Raw genomic sequence first — 16,558 nt, 5'->3', positions numbered from 1 at the left:
GAACATTGAACATTGAACATTGAACATTGAACATTGTGAAAAGTGAAATGTCATAGCAGTGCTATTTACAAAGACTTTTTAATAAAACGCAGTTTTGTTGGAACTGAATAGCGAACAAATAGCGCAGGGTTGGAATATCAAAAAGGCTACGATTAAGGTAGCCTTTTTTGTTGTTTGGATTCAATTATTTTAAAACCTGGTGATATCGCTCAAATGCACGTTCAAGATCGGCAATTAAGTCTTGGGTATCTTCCAAGCCAATATGCAACCTAATGAGCGGCTTTGAACTGTCCCATTGGGTCGCGCTGCGGATTTTATCAATGCCAAACACGCCCAAGATTAAGCTTTCAAATCCACCCCAAGAGAAACCCATTTTGAAGTGTTGCATGCCTTCAACAAAGGCCGTGACACGGCGTAAATCCCCTTGCTTTAACACAAATGAAAATAAGCCATTAGCAGAAGTGAAATCGCGCTTAAAAAACTCATGCCCCGGGCAAGTGTCAAATGCCGGATGGCGAACATGATCGACTTCAGGTCTTTGTGCTAACCATTTAGCCACTTCTAAACCATTTTTATGGTGCTGTGCCATTCGCACACCTAAGGTACGCAAGCCTCTAGCGGCTAAGAATACGTCGTCAGGAGAGGTTGTTTGACCCATTAGGTAGCTGTTTTCACGCAGTTGAGGCCAGTAAGTTTCATTCGCGGTTGCCGTACCCATCATAACGTCAGAATGTCCAACTATGTACTTGGTTGCCGCTTGAATTGAAATATCAACACCCATTTCAAAGGGACGTGAGTTAATAGGGGATGCCCAGGTATTATCCAACATCACAATAATATTGCTTTCGTGGGCTACGCGACAAAGCGTAGGTACATCTTGAACTTCCATGGTAATCGACCCAGGAGATTCCAGAAATAACACTTTAGTATTTGGACGAATAAGATCTTGTATGCCTGCACCTATCATAGGGTCGTAATAAGTTGTTTCAATGCCGAAACCTGCAAGCATTTTGTCACATAAATCACGGGTCGGCTCATAGGCAGTATCGACCATCAACAGATGGTCTCCCGACTGTAAAAATGACAGCAAAGCCGCACTTATCGCTCCAGCACCAGAGGGATATAAAGCTGTACCAGCGCCGCCTTCAAGTTCTGCAATCGCTTCTTGAAATGAAAAATGAGTTGGCGTACCACGGCGACCATAAAACAGCTCACCATTGGTTTTGTTTTTAATGGCAAAACGCATGTTATCCATAGTGTCAAACACCACAGTTGATGCTCTAAATACCGGTGGGTTAATGATGCCCTTTGTGTATTTTTTGTCTCTGCCTAAACTGACAATTTGTGTCGCTTGCTTGCCGTGCTTTGTCATAATTGAGTCATCCAGTAAACTTTTTAGCCATCCTACCATCTATACGGCCAAATGAAAGGGGCAAAAGTTAGGTTTTAATGTTTTTACCGTTATCCATTGATTAGCTGGTTTCGATAACAGGCAAAGTTAAACACAGCTCAACACCATGCTGGGCTACTGATAAACCTTCAGTTTGAGTATCTTTATCTTCGGTAAAATACGACACATTAGTGGCTTTAATGCTGCCGTTATGAAAGTCAGTAATTAATCGAGCAATATACAACCCCAAGCCAAGGTGAGGTTTATTAGACGGCGCTTGTGGTCTGATAGACACCATTGATTCAAAAATTTGTTCGCTCATATCCTGTGGCAAAGTCGCCCCCCAATTGGTGACTTTGATGATGGCCTGTTTATTATGTTGCTGCAAACTCACAAGAATTGGACTATTTGGCAAGCTAAATTCAATGGCATTGCTAATTAACTTGTCCATCAATTGCGCGATATATTCAGGCACGCCATCACACAAAATGTTTTTGTCTTCAATGGCTAGAGTAAAAATTTGATCCGGGTAGGTCATTTGGTAGCCTTGCATACAACCGTTGATGACTTTTTTGAGTGGAAACACACTGCGCTCGGCATGTCCTAAGCTTGCTTCAAGGTTGGTGGCTTCCGTTAAATTATTCAAAATAAGGTGCAGTTGATTAACACCAGCTTGTGCCCGATAAACATACTTCTTACTCGAGTCATCTAAAGGTTGGTTGCCTAGGTGCTCTAAAGAACTGCGTACCACGGCAACTGGCGTGCGTAATTCATGTGATAGGCGAGAAGACATGTTTTCTAAGTAGTGCGTGTATTGTCCTAATCTGCCAACAATGTTGGCAAAGCTTCGAGACAAATCGCCAATTTCATCGCGGTTTCTTGAAGGGGTAATTTGTTGTCTTACACGTCCTTGACCATCAATGGCAAGTTCTGCCTGATCACGTAAGCGTCTAATACGACTTGATATACTTGAAGCGAAAATAAATAAAGCTAAAGTGCCCATGCTCATAATAGTGAGGATAACGTTAAACAGCTTTTCTAATGCGCGGTTGCGTAAGCTTCGAATACCGTGAGTTGTTTCTTCTGCGATAACCACGCCCATCACTTTGTCATCAATCCAAATAGGACTTGCTGCTGCTAATACCACTGCTTTGTTGTCCGGGGTTAATCGCCATGTTGATGCCGGTTTACCTGCCAGAGCATTTTCAATATGGCTGCCACTTAATTCGGTCGAGTCTTGTAATGAGTCAATAAAGTCCTGAGGTGGCCGTGTGAGAATTTTATAATATAAAGGCAATAAGTATTTTTTATGAAAATGAGACCAGGTGCTTTCGGTTTGGATATCATCTAAATCAGAGTCCCAGGTGTTATTTGATGCGCGAATATCACCAGAGCGGGCTAATACTCTACCATGGTTATCAACCACCCAAATACGGGAGCTATTGTGGCCCATGCCCTTCACAATGCTTTCTATCTCAGGCGAGGGAACTAAAACCGTGCCTAACTCCGCCACTGAATTGGTTGCCGAGGTACCGACAATATTCGCCAGATTTCGTATTTCGATATCATCAACATTATGTATGGCGAAACCGAGCTTACTGCCGATCATCTCTAATGGCACCCTAAGTTCAATGATGTAACCATTGGCAGTTGTTTGCCATTGTCCTTGAATGCGATTCTCTGGGGTGACGGGCATAGACTGTGTGGGATCATCAGGGAGTTTAAATGCACTTAACCAACCATCTTGTGTGTTAGCAATCACGTAGCGGGTGAACTGGCTATTAGGCGCTAAAGTTGCAATCACTAAGTGATCATTTCTGTCCACTCTTAAGCTGTTTTTGCCTCGGTAAATCACCTTGTCGTCATTGACCTCAAAAAAACCATATAAATAGCCAGCATATTTACCCACCATGTGGGTAAAATTAAGCTTAACCTCTTGTTGCGCATTTTGTTGGTAAACCACATGTTCCTTGCCATATTGCAACATGCGATGACGATAAAGTTGCCAATCATCTAATTTGCCATCAAGTCGGATAGGGCCTGATAAAGGATAGGCATACAGATCTCGGCCTTTTTGCACCTGGGTTAAAAAGCTTGCTTGGTTATCAAATAGTTTAGGCCGTTCATGTAAGGCTGTTGCTAACGCCTGGGTGGTACCTTCAAGGGTTTTCTCTTGGCCATGACGTAAATATTTTTCCATTTCCCACACATATTCATACCCAAGCCACGGCAGGCAGAGTAAAAATAATGACAGGACAATGACTTTGGCTCTAAGCCCTAACGGCAAATACATTTACAATCACTTTCCTTACAGACTGTCCCAGCGGTAACCCATGCCATAAACGGTATCGATGCAATCAAACTCACTGTCGATGGCAATAAACTTTTTTCTAATCCGTTTTACATGCGACGTGATGGTGCTGTCGTCGACAAAAATTTTAGCTTCTTGCATTAAATCCTGACGGCTGCGCACATGCCCAGGGTGTTTAGCCATGGCATGCACCATCCAGAATTCGGTTACGGTTAATTCAATGGGTTGCTGTTTCCAGGTCACTTGAATACGGTTACCGTCAATTTGTAAATGATTGCGTACCATCAAGTTATCTTCAATCGGGCTTGAACCGATTAATTCTGAACGACGAAATAGCGCTGCTATACGAGCCAACAAATGTGGAAAACTCACATCTTTAGATAGGTAGTCATCGGCACCAAGACGCAAGCCACACACGGTATCGAAGTCGCTACTTCGCGCGGTTAGAAAAATGATTGGTATGCTACTCGACATGGCCCTAAGGGATTGGCACAAGGTAAATCCGCCATCAATCTCACCTTCAAGGCCAATATCGATAATAGCTAAGTCGGGTAGACGAGCATTAAAGGCCAGCATCGCAGTTGGACGGTTAGGATAGGCTTGAACGCTATAACCTTGTTGTTGCAATACCTCTTTATAGTTGTCACGAATAGCCGCTTCATCTTCCACAATGGCAATACGTTTCATTAATTAATGATTTCCTGTAGGCAGTTTATTGTTGTGACTATACAGCAATTTATAGCGGGTTAAAGTGCGCCAAAGCAATTGCCATATTGTTGCCACAATTGAGCTTTAGATTGCCATATTTGCTCCCTTAAAAAGCCATTTATTTGTTGTTTAATGATGTCATCGAATCGATAGCTACTTATAACCATCGATTTATTAACATCAATGAACAGGGACATTAATATGAAAAAGCACATTATCGCACTAGCAATTATCTCATCTTTAGTGATGACCAATTTGAGTTATGCCGCTTCGACTCAGGTTACTGAAACAACAAACGATCGCGAGCATACGGAAGAGTTAGTCGGCCTTAGCTCTGGAGTGATCCTTGGCGCTGTGATTGGTGGGCCGGTTGGGGCATTTATTGGTGCAATAACAGGAACATTTATCGGTAAGTCGGTTGGCGATGAGTCTGAAATTACTGCTCAAAAATCTTTATTAGACCAACAGCAATTAGCTCTAGATGAAAAAAATGCCAAATTAGCTGATATGGACAAACAGCAACAAACTTTATTCGCGGTGCAAACCGAATTAGCCCGTATTCAAGCCCATCAAGACCAAACCCTAACGGAATTGAGCATTGGCATGAATGTGCAGTTTAAGACGGGCTCAACACAAATCGCACCCTTATTTCAGCAACAGCTTGATAATGTCGCTTACATGATGACATCCATGCCAGATTTGCATGTCAATTTAATGGGGTACGCAGACCGTCGAGGAAATGATGCGTTTAACCAAGCCTTATCTGAACAACGTTTATTGGAAGTCACTAATTATTTGGTTGCCCAAGGAATAGATAAAACAAGGTTACAAGGTCAAGCCTATGGCGCAAGCGCACCTATGCATGAAGAGCAAAACTTTGAGAATGACTTTTTTGATCGCCGAGTGACATTAAAACTCATTGCTGAAACTGAGCAACTCGCTGCCAATTAACAGATCCGAAAACGCATTATTTTCATGGAATAGATAAAAAGGCATGCCAGCATGCCTTTAAGGAGCGGTTATGTTTGCTAAATGGCCTTTTGGGCTTGGGTTAATTAGTGTGTTGTTACTGATTGTGACAAACGTGAGTCAAGCCTCACAAAATTTTTATGTAGATCCTAACAAAGTATCAGAAGAGGTGACTCAAGGCGTAGTGAGCTATCGCATTAATGGTCAAAATAAGCAGATACTGGCATTAGACACTCAGGTTGAAATGACAGTGTCGGGGTTAACCAATCGCGTTACGGTCAAGCAAATTTTCAACAATATTGAAGATAGCTGGATTCATGCCAAGTATGTATTTCCTTTACCTGCTAATGCTGCTGTGGACGGCATGGATCTATTGATTGGCGAGCGGGTAGTTAAAGGTGTTATCAAACCCAAACAGCAGGCCAAACAAGAGTTTGAACGTGCTAAGCAGCAAGGAAAACAAGCAAGCCTAGTGAGTCAGCAGCGCAGTAACATTTTCACCACTCAATTGGCAAATATTGGCCCACAGCAGCAAGTCGTGGTTGAAATCACTTATTTAGAAACAGTGACTTATCAGGATGGTATGTTCAGTTTGCGCTTTCCTTTGGTGGTAGCGCCTAGGTATCGACCTGATTTTCAGCGTAGTGAGTATTCTGAAACGCAGCAGCTAGCCGCGCCTTTGCTTAATCAAGCTCAACAACAGTCACCAAGCCATCAAGTGTCGTTTGATATTAACATTGACAGTGGCTTTGGTTTGACAGAATTATCGAGTCTTTATCATGATATTCAGCAATTTCATCATGGGCGACTCACCAATGTTGTATTGCAGGGGAAAGTACCACTAGATCGCGATTTTGTGCTGCAGTGGCAAACAGATGTTGGGAATGAGGTCGCTGCTGCAATCTTCTATCAAACAGGGCAAACCCATCAGAATAATACCCAAAGTAACCCCGCATTCTCTGAAGATATCTATGCTATGGCATTGCTATTGCCGCCAAGTCTTGAGCGTAAACCGCAGCATCAAATCAATAGGGAATTAATCTTTGTGATAGATACTTCTGGCTCAATGGCTGGAGAGTCAATTATGCAAGCTAAGCAGGCTTTGAGCTTAGCGTTAACCACACTCAATCCTATGGATAGTTTCAACATCATTGATTTCAATTCGAGTGTGCAATCCATATTTGGCCAGGCACAAGCTGCTAGTGACACTAATCTAATCAAAGCCCGCCGATACTTAGCGGCTTTAGATGCAGATGGTGGTACCGAAATGGCTCCAGCCTTAGATAAAGCGTTGGCAGCAACAATCAATATTGATCAGCTACCGCCGAAAGTAAGGCAGGTTATTTTTATAACGGATGGCGCGGTTACAAACGAAGCGCAATTATTCGAACAAATCGCCCATCAATTACAAGACTCACGATTGTTTACCGTGGGCATTGGTTCGGCACCTAATTCACACTTTATGAAGAGGGCCGCAAGTATCGGCAGAGGCACTTTTACTTACATAGGGAAGTCAGCTGAAGTTGAACAACAAATGACGCTGCTAATCAATAAAATAAGCCAGCCAGTGTTAACCGATGTTGAGTTATATCATCTTGATGGCAGTATCCCAGATTATTGGCCAACTGAGATTGAAGATGTTTATCAACAATCTCCCGTTACGATAAGTTTTAAAGTGCCAGTCGAACAACTACAGCCTGTGATTATATCAGGGCAAATTAATGGTCAATATTGGCAAACACAACTGGATTTTAATGCCGCTGAAGCAGCCATTGGTCTTGATTTAGTATGGGCTAATGCAAAAATAACCGCGTTAGAAATGAGCCAACATTCGACCGTTCGCCAACGTGTTGAAAAACAAGTTGAAGCATTGGCGTTGCAATATCATTTAGTCAGTAGCGCCACCAGTTTATTAGCTGTGGATGTCACGCCTGTAAATCCTCATCATGCAGATAAAGGCGAGTATCAGTTGGGGCGGTTAATGCCGGCGGGTTGGCAGATTAACTCAATTCAGCAGGGAACTTTGCCTCAAACCGCAACGGCTAGCAAATTATGGCTACTGGCAGGCCTAAGTTTATTGGGATTAACCTTGCTGTTTGGATTGTGGCTAAAAGGTTTGTTACCCGGGCAGTTACTTATGATTCAGTCTTCGGAGCCCGAAAATGCGTAATTTACATCTCGCTCAGAGATTTATCGTAAAAGGTGAAAGGGACAAGATATTGCAATGGCTAGCTTTTGTTATTTTATTATTGCTGGCTTCGACGATGGTGGTTAAAGGTGGTTATATGCAGGCCAAAGCACATTTTGCTCAATATTTAATAGAACGGGCATTTACACAAACATTAGCGGATAACAAACCCCATAAACCATGGTCTTGGGCTGATACTCACCCTGTGGCTAAAATGCGTTTTATAAGTCCTAAGCTCAAGTCCTCTGAAAATGATCTGTATATCTTAGCGGGTATTTCTGGGCGCACTTTGGCTTTTGGGCCAGGTTTGTTTTTAGGAGGTGCAACGGCTGGCGAGCAAGGCAATACCATTATTGCAGGACACAGAGACAGTCATTTTTTAAGACTTAAATATTTGCAATTGGGGGATGTTATTGAATTGACAAACACCCAAGGTCATTTAAGCCAATACCAAGTGACAGACTTAAGGGTGGTACATGAATCGCAAGTCGAGGAGATGGCAACAACGAAGGATAGCCGGTTAACATTAATCACCTGCTATCCATTTGATGCATTATCTGCTGAGGCAGACCTTCGTTATATTGTTGAAGCAAAATCGATTTTGGTTGGGCGTGATAGTTTGATTTAACGGTAAAACTTAACCAGAAATTGGCATCACACGATTACGACCAAGACGTTTTGCTTCATAGAGCAGTTTGTCCGTCACTTCAATCAGTTGACCAGCATCTTGTTTAGGTTGCCACTGAGCGACCCCAAAAGAGGCGGTGATAGAATCGATGACTTTATCACTGCGTCTGTCTTTAACGCTGAGTTTTTCAAGTGCTCTTCGAATGGCTTCAGCAAGCTGACGAGCAACTCTTAATTGGCTTTTAGGCACGATAATGGCAAATTCTTCACCGCCAAACCGATATAGCTTAATCCCATCACGACAGGCCTCTTGAACGCGTTTAGCAACGGTTTTTAGAACTAAATCCCCTAGCTGGTGGCCAAAATTATCATTAAATTTCTTGAAATGGTCGATATCTATCAAAATTAGACAACAGCCCTCTGGCGCTAAGTCTATTTGTGCATTGATATCTTCATCAAAGGCTCGGCGATTAAGCACATTGGTGAGCGCATCATATAAGACATCTTTTTCAGACTCAGCTAGGCGGGTTTTCAGAGAATCAATTTCTGATTGTGCTTTTTGTAACTGTTGAGTAAAACTCACAGTACTGGAGCGAATATTAGCTGACTCTTTAACGATATTGCGGACTACACCAATCACCTGTTCTAATGAAAAACCTTGATTTTCAAGGTCGGCTAAACGTGTAAAGTCTTTATCAATTTGTGCTTGGAATGTCGCTGTATCTGAATTGGTATCTTTAAGTGATTGAGATAAATCACATACCATAGCATCAAGATTTTTCCGCATATCACGAACGTCAAGCTCGACAGGATCAGCAACATGTTTACGGAATAATAACTCACTGGTGACAGGCGAGCAGCTTTGGTTTTGCTTAATGGTGGCATCAAGTTCAGCATTTAATTGTGGGTTTTGCTCACTGACATAGGCATACCAAAGGGCATAGTTAGTCGGTGTGGTAGGAATTTGATATTTCAGCATTAAAGGAACGGCTTTTTTTAAGTTCGCAGCAGCAAGCTGTAAAAGCGTAGTCGACATATTAATTCTCTAATAGCTTGTATAAAACATAATAAAAATATAGCAGTAAAACAGCCAGTTGTAACGGCAAAAAAAAAGCATCTTATGATGCTTTTTTGAAAAATATGGGACTAGAAGGCGTACTGCACTGATATCATCGGCCCCGTGAAGCTGTAATTAATATTGTAGTCTGCAATATTCACTTCTTGGTCTAATACCGATAAGGTTTGTTCATAATCAACGTCGACTTCGTAGTAGTTAAACCCAGCTGTTAATGACCATTCATCAGTAATTTTAGCTTCAACAGTGGCGCGCACATCAATGAGTGAGCCTTTAACTTTATTATATTTTAATGCGAAATACTGGGCATGAGCTTTAAATATCCATCCGGGTGAAAACTCATAAACGCCGTATAAGCCAATATCGGGTAAAGGTGCAGTAACACTGTTATCGACTAATCTAGGGGTGGTAATAATGTCATCACAGTATTGCGCGAGATTAGTATCTGGCACACAAATACCGATATCACCCTCAAATTCAGTTTTAACAAACATGGTGTGCAAACCAATTGAAGCACCAATAATATAATTGCTTCCTTGGATAAAATCATAACCATAACCTAAGCGCAAAATATCCATGTCAAGTGTTGTGCGCAAACTGATACCAGCTTCTACATCATAAACAGTATCATCAATAGTCACTTGGAAATCTTTTTCAATAGAGGGTGATTGGGCTGTACGATGAAGTGACTTCCAATCAAGATAAATATTATGTTTTTGATTAAATGAGTAGGTAAATTCAAAAAAGGGCAGGAATTGTTTTTCTTTGAGGTTTAAATCATCTTCAAAGTCTAATGGGAATGTACCACCATTTTTGGGATTGGTAACAACCATGTACGAATCTGAGTTAGCGTAAAAACCACCAATATTAAAGGTGTATTGATCCGGTGCCTTGGCTGACTCGACTAGGACTTGTTCAGAATGGTTATCTGCACTTGCCCATAGCAAAGACGGAAAGATAAGTAGTGCACAGGAAATCAGGGGTTTAAACATAAATAAAACTCCGCATTTATTATTTTTATGGTTATTGCGTTTATGGCAATAATGCTCGTTTACTTGCCAAGTGTTTCGAACTCAGTCGAAAGCGCACAAAAGTAATGCAAAACACCCAAAATGTAACAGTAACGAAGCAATTGATAATGCGAGTGATGCTAAAATCACCACTAAAACATGGCATTCATATTAGCATTATGTAAGAAAGTGTAAATGGTTTGTTGTAATAAGATTGCTTTAAATCAAGGTTTTTGATGATTTAATCAATAAATGGTGACTTGTTGCTCATTTTTAATCTAAAAAAACAATTTGTGGCAAGAACAAAAACATAGATGTTTTATCGGACTCTAAGGTTTTTTAGCAATAAAAAAAGAGCACTAAAGCTCTTTTTATAAAGATGGTTTTACTTATTTCAATAACCGATTAATCGCTACTGTCGGTCACTTCTTCATCATCTGCGGCATCATCTGAAATATCGTCAAAATCAATATCAATTTCAACTTTAGCAGACTGGGCTGGCGCATGAATTGTGCCGACAACGGCATAAAACGGTTTTCCTTTTGCCAATTTAGTGTATTTTGCCCACAATAACTCTAAAGGTGTTGAAGGTAATAGCTGACCTTGAGCGACTTGCACGAATTGATCTTCATCAGGTGTACAAGGGAGTTGAGAACCATCCATTAAGTTCTTCAATACTTGCCCATATTGCTCAAGCAATTCAGCCTCTTTATTGGTAAAGTCTCCACAACGCTTAAACCCTTTGGGGAAATTAGCATCATCGTAAAAACGTTTGTTGCTGGTGAAGCTAGCACTGCCATTGGCTATAGCGTCAATACTGGCAGCGACATTGGTATATGATTGCTGTGACATGGCATTTACCTATAATATTGAGTGAACAAGGATTTCAATTGGATTATTGGTCAGGTTGGAATTTTTTTAAATCAAAATATTTTAACCATTTCGGTGAAACATTTTTATGGATACGGATTTATTAAAGACCTTTCTTGAGGTTTCAAGGACGCGCCATTTTGGTAAGGCCGCCGAGAATTTATTTCTTACCCGAAGCGCGGTGAGTTTTAGGGTGAAGCAGTTAGAAAGCATACTTGGTGTCGAGTTATTTGAACGTTTACGTAATAATATTCAACCCACGCCAGCTGGAGAAAGAATGCTTGGTCATGCAGAAGCTGTGCTTAATGCATGGGAAAGAGCAAAGCAAGATGTGAGTTTGCATCAAAATCATTCTTCACAATTATCGTTATGTGCAGGGCATAATATTTGGGACAGCTATTTACAACATTTTTTTCAACCTTTGCACCAAGGTCTTCCTGGTGTTTCACTGCGAACAGATGTCATCAACGCTCAAACAATGACTCGTCAGTTATTAGAAAGAAGTGTTGATATTGCAATTAGTTTTGATCCTCCAAAATTAGAAGAAGTTGAAATTATTAAGTTAATGGATGTGAGCTTGTGCCTTGTTTGTCATCAACCGAACATGTCCCTCAATAATATTGATACACTCAATTATATCAAGGTGGATTGGGGTACGGCATTTAACATTGCCCATGCGCAGAGTTTTTCGATGTTACCCGTTCCTGCTTTACATACAAGCTCTGCTAGAATAGCACTAGATTTTTTGTTGAATAACGGCGGTAGCGCATTTTTGCCAACTAACTTTGTTGCGCCTTATTTAGTGTCTAAGCAATTATATGAAGTGAAAGATGCTATCAGCATTGAGCGTAATGTATATGGTGCATATTGGAGTGGAAATGAACGCAGCCTTGCGATTGAAAAGGCGCTTTTAATATTAAAAGGGGCTATGCCTTCTCATCCTAATTAACCCTATTGAATTTTTCCCGAATGATACACAAACAGTTAAAACAATGTTTCTGTTTCATTCGCAAAAGATGTTACAAAAATAACGGCCCTAAAATAGCTATCCAGCTAATCGCACAAAAAACTAAACTTAAGAAGACGGCTGCAGATGCAATGTCTTTTGCTTGGCCACTTAATGGATGAATTTCTCCTCCAAATCGGTCGACAACTGCTTCAACAGCAGAGTTGAGTAATTCAACAATTAGTACCAAAAATAGCCCCAAAATGAGCATTAAACGCTCAATTGTACTGACATCCACTAACAATGCTACAGGTAGCATTATCATGGCTAGAGCCAACTCTTGTCTAAATGCCGCTTCAGACTTGAATGCTAATTTTAGACCCTGCATCGAAAACCCAGTGGCTCTAACTATTCGTTTAATTCCATGATTATTTTCAGGTTTCATTCAAGCCTACATTATGTACTACACTAAATTGCTGGCAATTATGCCACTGTTACCCACAATTGTTAACTAGGGATTCAGCTCTATTACATTTTGTTAATCACTGTAATCAAGCAAAGGACTGCTAATGAATATTTTATTAATAAAACGATTACTAGGTTTTAGATTTACACGCCATAATTTGGGGTTATTCAACCTTTTGTTTATATTGCTTCTTTTGGGGGGAATATCTGATGCTACTTTTGCACACACCTCAACATCTGAAGCATCCTCAAAGCCAGCAATTCAATTAGCAAAAACTGTCGATGGGAAATTAAATATCAATGACTATTTAGTCAGTGAAAAACTCGATGGTGTAAGAGGTTATTGGGATGGGCAGCGTTTGCTGACTAAAAATGGCAAGCTAATAAATGCACCATCATGGTTTACAGCCGATTTCCCGAGAGTGGTAATTGAAGGGGAGTTATGGATTGCTCGTGGACAGTTTGAAGTGATTTCAGGCCTAGTAAGGCGTAAAGTTCCCGACGATAACCTGTGGGGCAAGGTACGTTTTATGTTATTCGATTTACCTCAATCATCTTTACCGTTTGAGCAACGATATGCGGCTTTACAACAACTCGTTACCCAGTCTCCCTATTTAGATGTGATAACCCAAATCTGCTTAACGTCTGAAACTGCACTATATCAACACTTGAACCGGGTGGTTTCTGAGGGCGCTGAAGGCTTGATGCTGCATCGAAAGTTAGCAATATATACAGTAGGAAGAACAGATAATATTCTGAAATTGAAGCTTAAAAGTGATGCTGATGCAATAGTCATTGGTTACAGTGAAGGAAAAGGTAAATATAAAGGGGTTATGGGCGCTTTAAAAGTCAAAATGGCCAATGGTGTAATTTTTGAAATCGGCACAGGTTTTACCGATAACCAACGCCAACATCCACCAAAGCTGGGAGCCTTAATCAGTTTTTATTATATTGGCCTTACTAATAATGGAGTGCCGAGATTTGCAAGCTTTTGGCGAGTTAGAGATGACGAACCATCGCCATAGATATTGAAACATAATTTGCTAGGTGATTTTATTAATGAAGAAGATTAAATCAGTACTATTCGTGTATATGGGGGATATTTGCTTTGCAAATAAAAGCTATAATTTTCAATTGTTTATTGTTATTTTTGGTAAGCCCCAAAAAGTACCACAAAATTCCCAAACCGAAAGTATGGTTTTTGACTCTGCACGTTTATTCAATTTTCAACTCTAGCCACTCACTTCCGCGTAAATCATTATATATCTGTTATGCGCTGGTCATTGTTGATCACACAGTACTTTAGTATTGTAGTGGCATAGTGGGTTTGGCCACTTAACTAGAGGTTTTGAATTCCCGAGGAAATCCATTAAATACTAATTTAGCAAAATCACTGACTCATTTATGTACATTAACGAGTTAACTTTTGTCCATCGTCTTGTTTATGGTTGTTTGACTGTTATTGAACTTCAAATACGTGATCGAGCAATGCTGTTATGCTTTTAATATAAGCACTTCGTTGAGCAACACTTGCCTCATTTGGGCTTAACGAGATTTTTGCACCAATGTAGTCCAGTTGCTGGTAATCACACTGTTGAATGGATTTTTTCATTTGTTCCATCGTTAATAGAGAGTTTTCAGCATAGCAGGGAAGAAATAGGGCTTGCGCAGGTGGCATATGGGTATCTTTCCATTGCCCATAGGGGCCGTCTACATCTGAGGTGCCGGAAAAAATAATTCCTTTTAATACGCCATTTAGATAGGCTTGCTTAATATGCTGCAAAGGGCCATTAGTGTTACGCGCTTCAATGGCTGAACGCCCCCAGTTTATACTAATTCCTATATCACTATTCAGCTTACTGTTAACCTGTTTAACCGCCTTTATCTCATCTTCTAATCGCATAAAACCTTTTTCAGCTTCTTGTCCTGGGATATAAGCATCGCAATGTTCGATGACGAGTTTTGCACCATACCAGTTCCAAGATTGCATGGTTTCAAGCGATGTTATTAAAGCTTGAATTGATGACTGTGTGTGTGTGGTTATCTTTGGTGCAGTATGTATTTTTACGTGACTAACAGCCTCTTTTTTTAAGTAACTGTTTAATTTTACTATAGCTTTTTGTGCTTTTTGGTAAAAAGCCAGGGCAGATTGCCTGCCAGCCTCATTTGTAGAGGCTATGCCAAAATGTGGGTCGCGTGCAAGCTGTCCCATCACACCGGGAATTGAAGTGAAAATAAATTGCCAATTACAATCGATATTCTTAAGAAACCATTCATCGTCAAAAGGGTGCAGTCGACCAACAAAGGGATGCTCTAATCCTATGATTTTGTGCTGCGATTTGAGCTCTTGGTAGTAAATGGTTTCTAATTCTTTATCCCACAGGTGGGTAGAAGGTGCTGTGGCATAAGCGCCAATCATATATTCCATTAAATATCTGCCTTAATAATCGGATAACTCCCTTTAGGTATACCTATTACACCACCAAGTGTGCGTTAATTCAATCTAAAATGTTGATTTTTTGTCAGATAGCACAGGTGGATATAACGTAAAAATGCCGGATGAAGGTTGAAAAATACCAAGTGTTTAAGTCGTATGTGGCGATGCCACCGACAAAATTTACAAATTTTTGTCAAAGTTAATAATTAAAAATACATGTATTTCAGTTGTTTAGGCCTTTAAGTTTAAGTTAGTTCTTGTGGTCATATTTTTTACTTTGACAAAAATCAATCTAAAGGTATATTGGTATAACAGGTTGATGGGGTGCTTGCATCTCATCTTGGGGGGATTTGTATTAAAACTTGCTTAGTTTGCAAAACACTTTTTGACGCAATGTAGCAATGTAAAGTCGAGACGTCATGATAACAACCGTAATAGCTGATCAAGTATTTGATGGGAAGAACATTTTTCATAGCCAAGCTATCAGTTTTGAAAATGGCAAAATTATCGCCTTTGATTTCGTTGAAAATGCACAGGTAATAAAAGTGCCAGGGCTGCTGGCGCCGGGTTTTATTGACGTACAGGTTAATGGCGGTGGCGGCTATTTATTCAACCAGGAGATGAGTATATCGACACTTAGGGCAATGGTGGAAGCACATAGTAAATATGGAACAACGGGATTGCTACCGACATTGATCACCAGCGATTTAGCAACGCTTAGTGCTGCTGCTGATACAGTTGCGCTTGCAATAAAACAGAATCTGCTGGGAGTTATTGGTGTTCATTTTGAAGGGCCTCATATCAGTGAACCTAAAAAAGGCATACATAGCAGTCAATATATCAGACCCTTAAGCGAACAGGAGATGGCAATTTATTGTCGTGAGGATTTGGGAATAAAAGTGGTCACTTTGGCTCCAGAACATGTGACCACTGATCAAATCCAGCAATTAACTCAGCACAATGTAAAAGTGTGTTTGGGTCACTCCAATGCCAGTTTTGAGTTGACTCAAGCTGCATTGACAGCAGGGGCGTCAGGTTTTACGCATTTATTCAATGCGATGTCCCCGCTGACATCTCGTGAGCCGAATATGGTGGGCAAAGCACTACTTGATGAACACAGTTGGTGTGGGTTAATACTTGATGGTCACCATGTTCATCCTGCAACGGCGATGCTGGCTAATAAGATAAAACCTACAGGAAAAATGATGTTAGTTACCGACGCTATGTCAACCATCGGCAGCAGTCAAACCGCTTTTGAATTTGATGAACATTACATAGTACTCGAAGACGATAGGTTGATGAGTCAAACAGGGCAGTTAGCGGGTTCTGCTTTAGACATGATCACCTCAGTGAATAATGCTCAATCCATGCTGGGCGTTTCACTTGAGGAGGCGCTAAGAATGGCGAGTTTATACCCAGCAAATTTTCTTGGAATAAATAACAATTCACCCCAACTTGCCATAGGCGCGAATGCTGATTTTATTGTTCTTGAATGCGCTAAAAATTCAGCTTTGTATGTTAGTCACACATGGATTGGCGGCAAAAAAATATTTTAAAATTAT

The 16,558-nt window shown here is 40.6% G+C and carries 14 protein-coding genes; 6 read left to right on the top strand and 8 right to left on the bottom strand.

What is annotated here, in order from left to right; genetic code table 11:
* Positions 1–184 precede the first annotated feature (184 nt).
* The 3 genes from IEY03_RS03750 to pdsR all read right to left on the bottom strand — a co-directional run bounded on the left by IEY03_RS03750 (position 185) and on the right by pdsR (position 4,388).
* Positions 185–1,372, bottom strand: coding sequence for a cystathionine beta-lyase (locus IEY03_RS03750; protein WP_188839976.1), 1,188 nt, complete (start codon positions 1,370–1,372; stop codon positions 185–187).
* Positions 1,373–1,472: 100 nt separating this feature from the next.
* Positions 1,473–3,683 (bottom strand): proteobacterial dedicated sortase system histidine kinase, encoded by a 2,211-nt coding sequence (gene pdsS, locus IEY03_RS03745; RefSeq protein ID WP_188839975.1) that lies wholly within the window; start codon positions 3,681–3,683, stop codon positions 1,473–1,475.
* A gap of 15 nt (positions 3,684–3,698) precedes the next feature.
* Entirely contained in the window at positions 3,699–4,388 is a 690-nt protein-coding gene (pdsR, locus tag IEY03_RS03740; RefSeq protein WP_188839974.1) for a proteobacterial dedicated sortase system response regulator, read from the bottom strand.
* Positions 4,389–4,610: 222 nt separating this feature from the next.
* Between pdsR and pdsO the strand changes: the two genes are divergently transcribed.
* The 3 genes from pdsO (at position 4,611) to IEY03_RS03725 (ending at position 8,194) form a co-directional block, all read left to right on the top strand.
* Entirely contained in the window at positions 4,611–5,360 is a 750-nt protein-coding gene (gene pdsO, locus IEY03_RS03735; protein WP_188839973.1) for a sortase-associated OmpA-like protein PdsO, read from the top strand.
* Between the two features lie 70 nt (positions 5,361–5,430).
* Positions 5,431–7,548, top strand: a complete 2,118-nt coding sequence (locus IEY03_RS03730) for a marine proteobacterial sortase target protein (RefSeq protein WP_188839972.1) — start codon at positions 5,431–5,433, stop codon at positions 7,546–7,548.
* Positions 7,541–8,194, top strand: coding sequence for a class GN sortase (locus IEY03_RS03725; protein ID WP_188839971.1), 654 nt, complete (start codon positions 7,541–7,543; stop codon positions 8,192–8,194). Before IEY03_RS03730 ends, IEY03_RS03725 begins: the two co-directional genes overlap by 8 nt.
* A 9-nt stretch (positions 8,195–8,203) precedes the next feature.
* On the opposite strand, the gene IEY03_RS03720 is transcribed toward IEY03_RS03725, so the two are convergent.
* The 3 genes from IEY03_RS03720 to IEY03_RS03710 form a co-directional block, all read right to left on the bottom strand.
* A complete protein-coding gene (locus tag IEY03_RS03720) occupies positions 8,204–9,229 on the bottom strand; it encodes a GGDEF domain-containing protein (RefSeq protein ID WP_188839970.1) in 1,026 nt (341 codons plus the stop codon).
* Positions 9,230–9,339: 110 nt separating this feature from the next.
* Positions 9,340–10,260: a hypothetical protein gene (locus IEY03_RS03715; RefSeq protein ID WP_188839969.1), complete on the bottom strand. Its 921-nt coding sequence runs from the start codon at positions 10,258–10,260 to the stop codon at positions 9,340–9,342.
* Positions 10,261–10,683: 423 nt separating this feature from the next.
* Complete coding sequence (locus IEY03_RS03710) at positions 10,684–11,130, bottom strand: MaoP family protein (RefSeq protein ID WP_188839968.1); 447 nt, start codon at positions 11,128–11,130, stop codon at positions 10,684–10,686.
* A 106-nt stretch (positions 11,131–11,236) separates the two neighbouring features.
* On the opposite strand from IEY03_RS03710, the gene IEY03_RS03705 reads away from it, so the two are divergent.
* Positions 11,237–12,097, top strand: a complete 861-nt coding sequence (locus IEY03_RS03705; protein ID WP_188839967.1) for a LysR family transcriptional regulator — start codon at positions 11,237–11,239, stop codon at positions 12,095–12,097.
* Between the two features lie 70 nt (positions 12,098–12,167).
* Here the strand turns inward: IEY03_RS03705 and IEY03_RS03700 are convergent, their stop codons facing one another.
* Complete coding sequence (locus tag IEY03_RS03700) at positions 12,168–12,539, bottom strand: diacylglycerol kinase (protein WP_188839966.1); 372 nt, start codon at positions 12,537–12,539, stop codon at positions 12,168–12,170.
* A gap of 124 nt (positions 12,540–12,663) precedes the next feature.
* Here IEY03_RS03700 and IEY03_RS03695 point away from each other — a divergent pair, with 124 nt between their 5' ends.
* Complete coding sequence (locus IEY03_RS03695; protein ID WP_188839965.1) at positions 12,664–13,584, top strand: DNA ligase; 921 nt, start codon at positions 12,664–12,666, stop codon at positions 13,582–13,584.
* A gap of 434 nt (positions 13,585–14,018) precedes the next feature.
* On the opposite strand, the gene IEY03_RS03690 is transcribed toward IEY03_RS03695, so the two are convergent.
* Entirely contained in the window at positions 14,019–14,987 is a 969-nt protein-coding gene (locus IEY03_RS03690; protein WP_188839964.1) for a DUF4862 family protein, read from the bottom strand.
* A 428-nt stretch (positions 14,988–15,415) separates the two neighbouring features.
* Here IEY03_RS03690 and nagA point away from each other — a divergent pair, with 428 nt between their 5' ends.
* Entirely contained in the window at positions 15,416–16,552 is a 1,137-nt protein-coding gene (gene nagA, locus IEY03_RS03685; RefSeq protein WP_188839963.1) for an N-acetylglucosamine-6-phosphate deacetylase, read from the top strand.
* Positions 16,553–16,558: the final 6 nt, after the last annotated feature.

Source organism: Shewanella aestuarii (assembly GCF_014647215.1).
GTDB lineage: Bacteria > Pseudomonadota > Gammaproteobacteria > Enterobacterales > Shewanellaceae > Shewanella > Shewanella aestuarii.
Note: the sequence above shows the minus strand (reverse complement) of the source record. Positions and strands in the feature narration are given on the sequence as shown.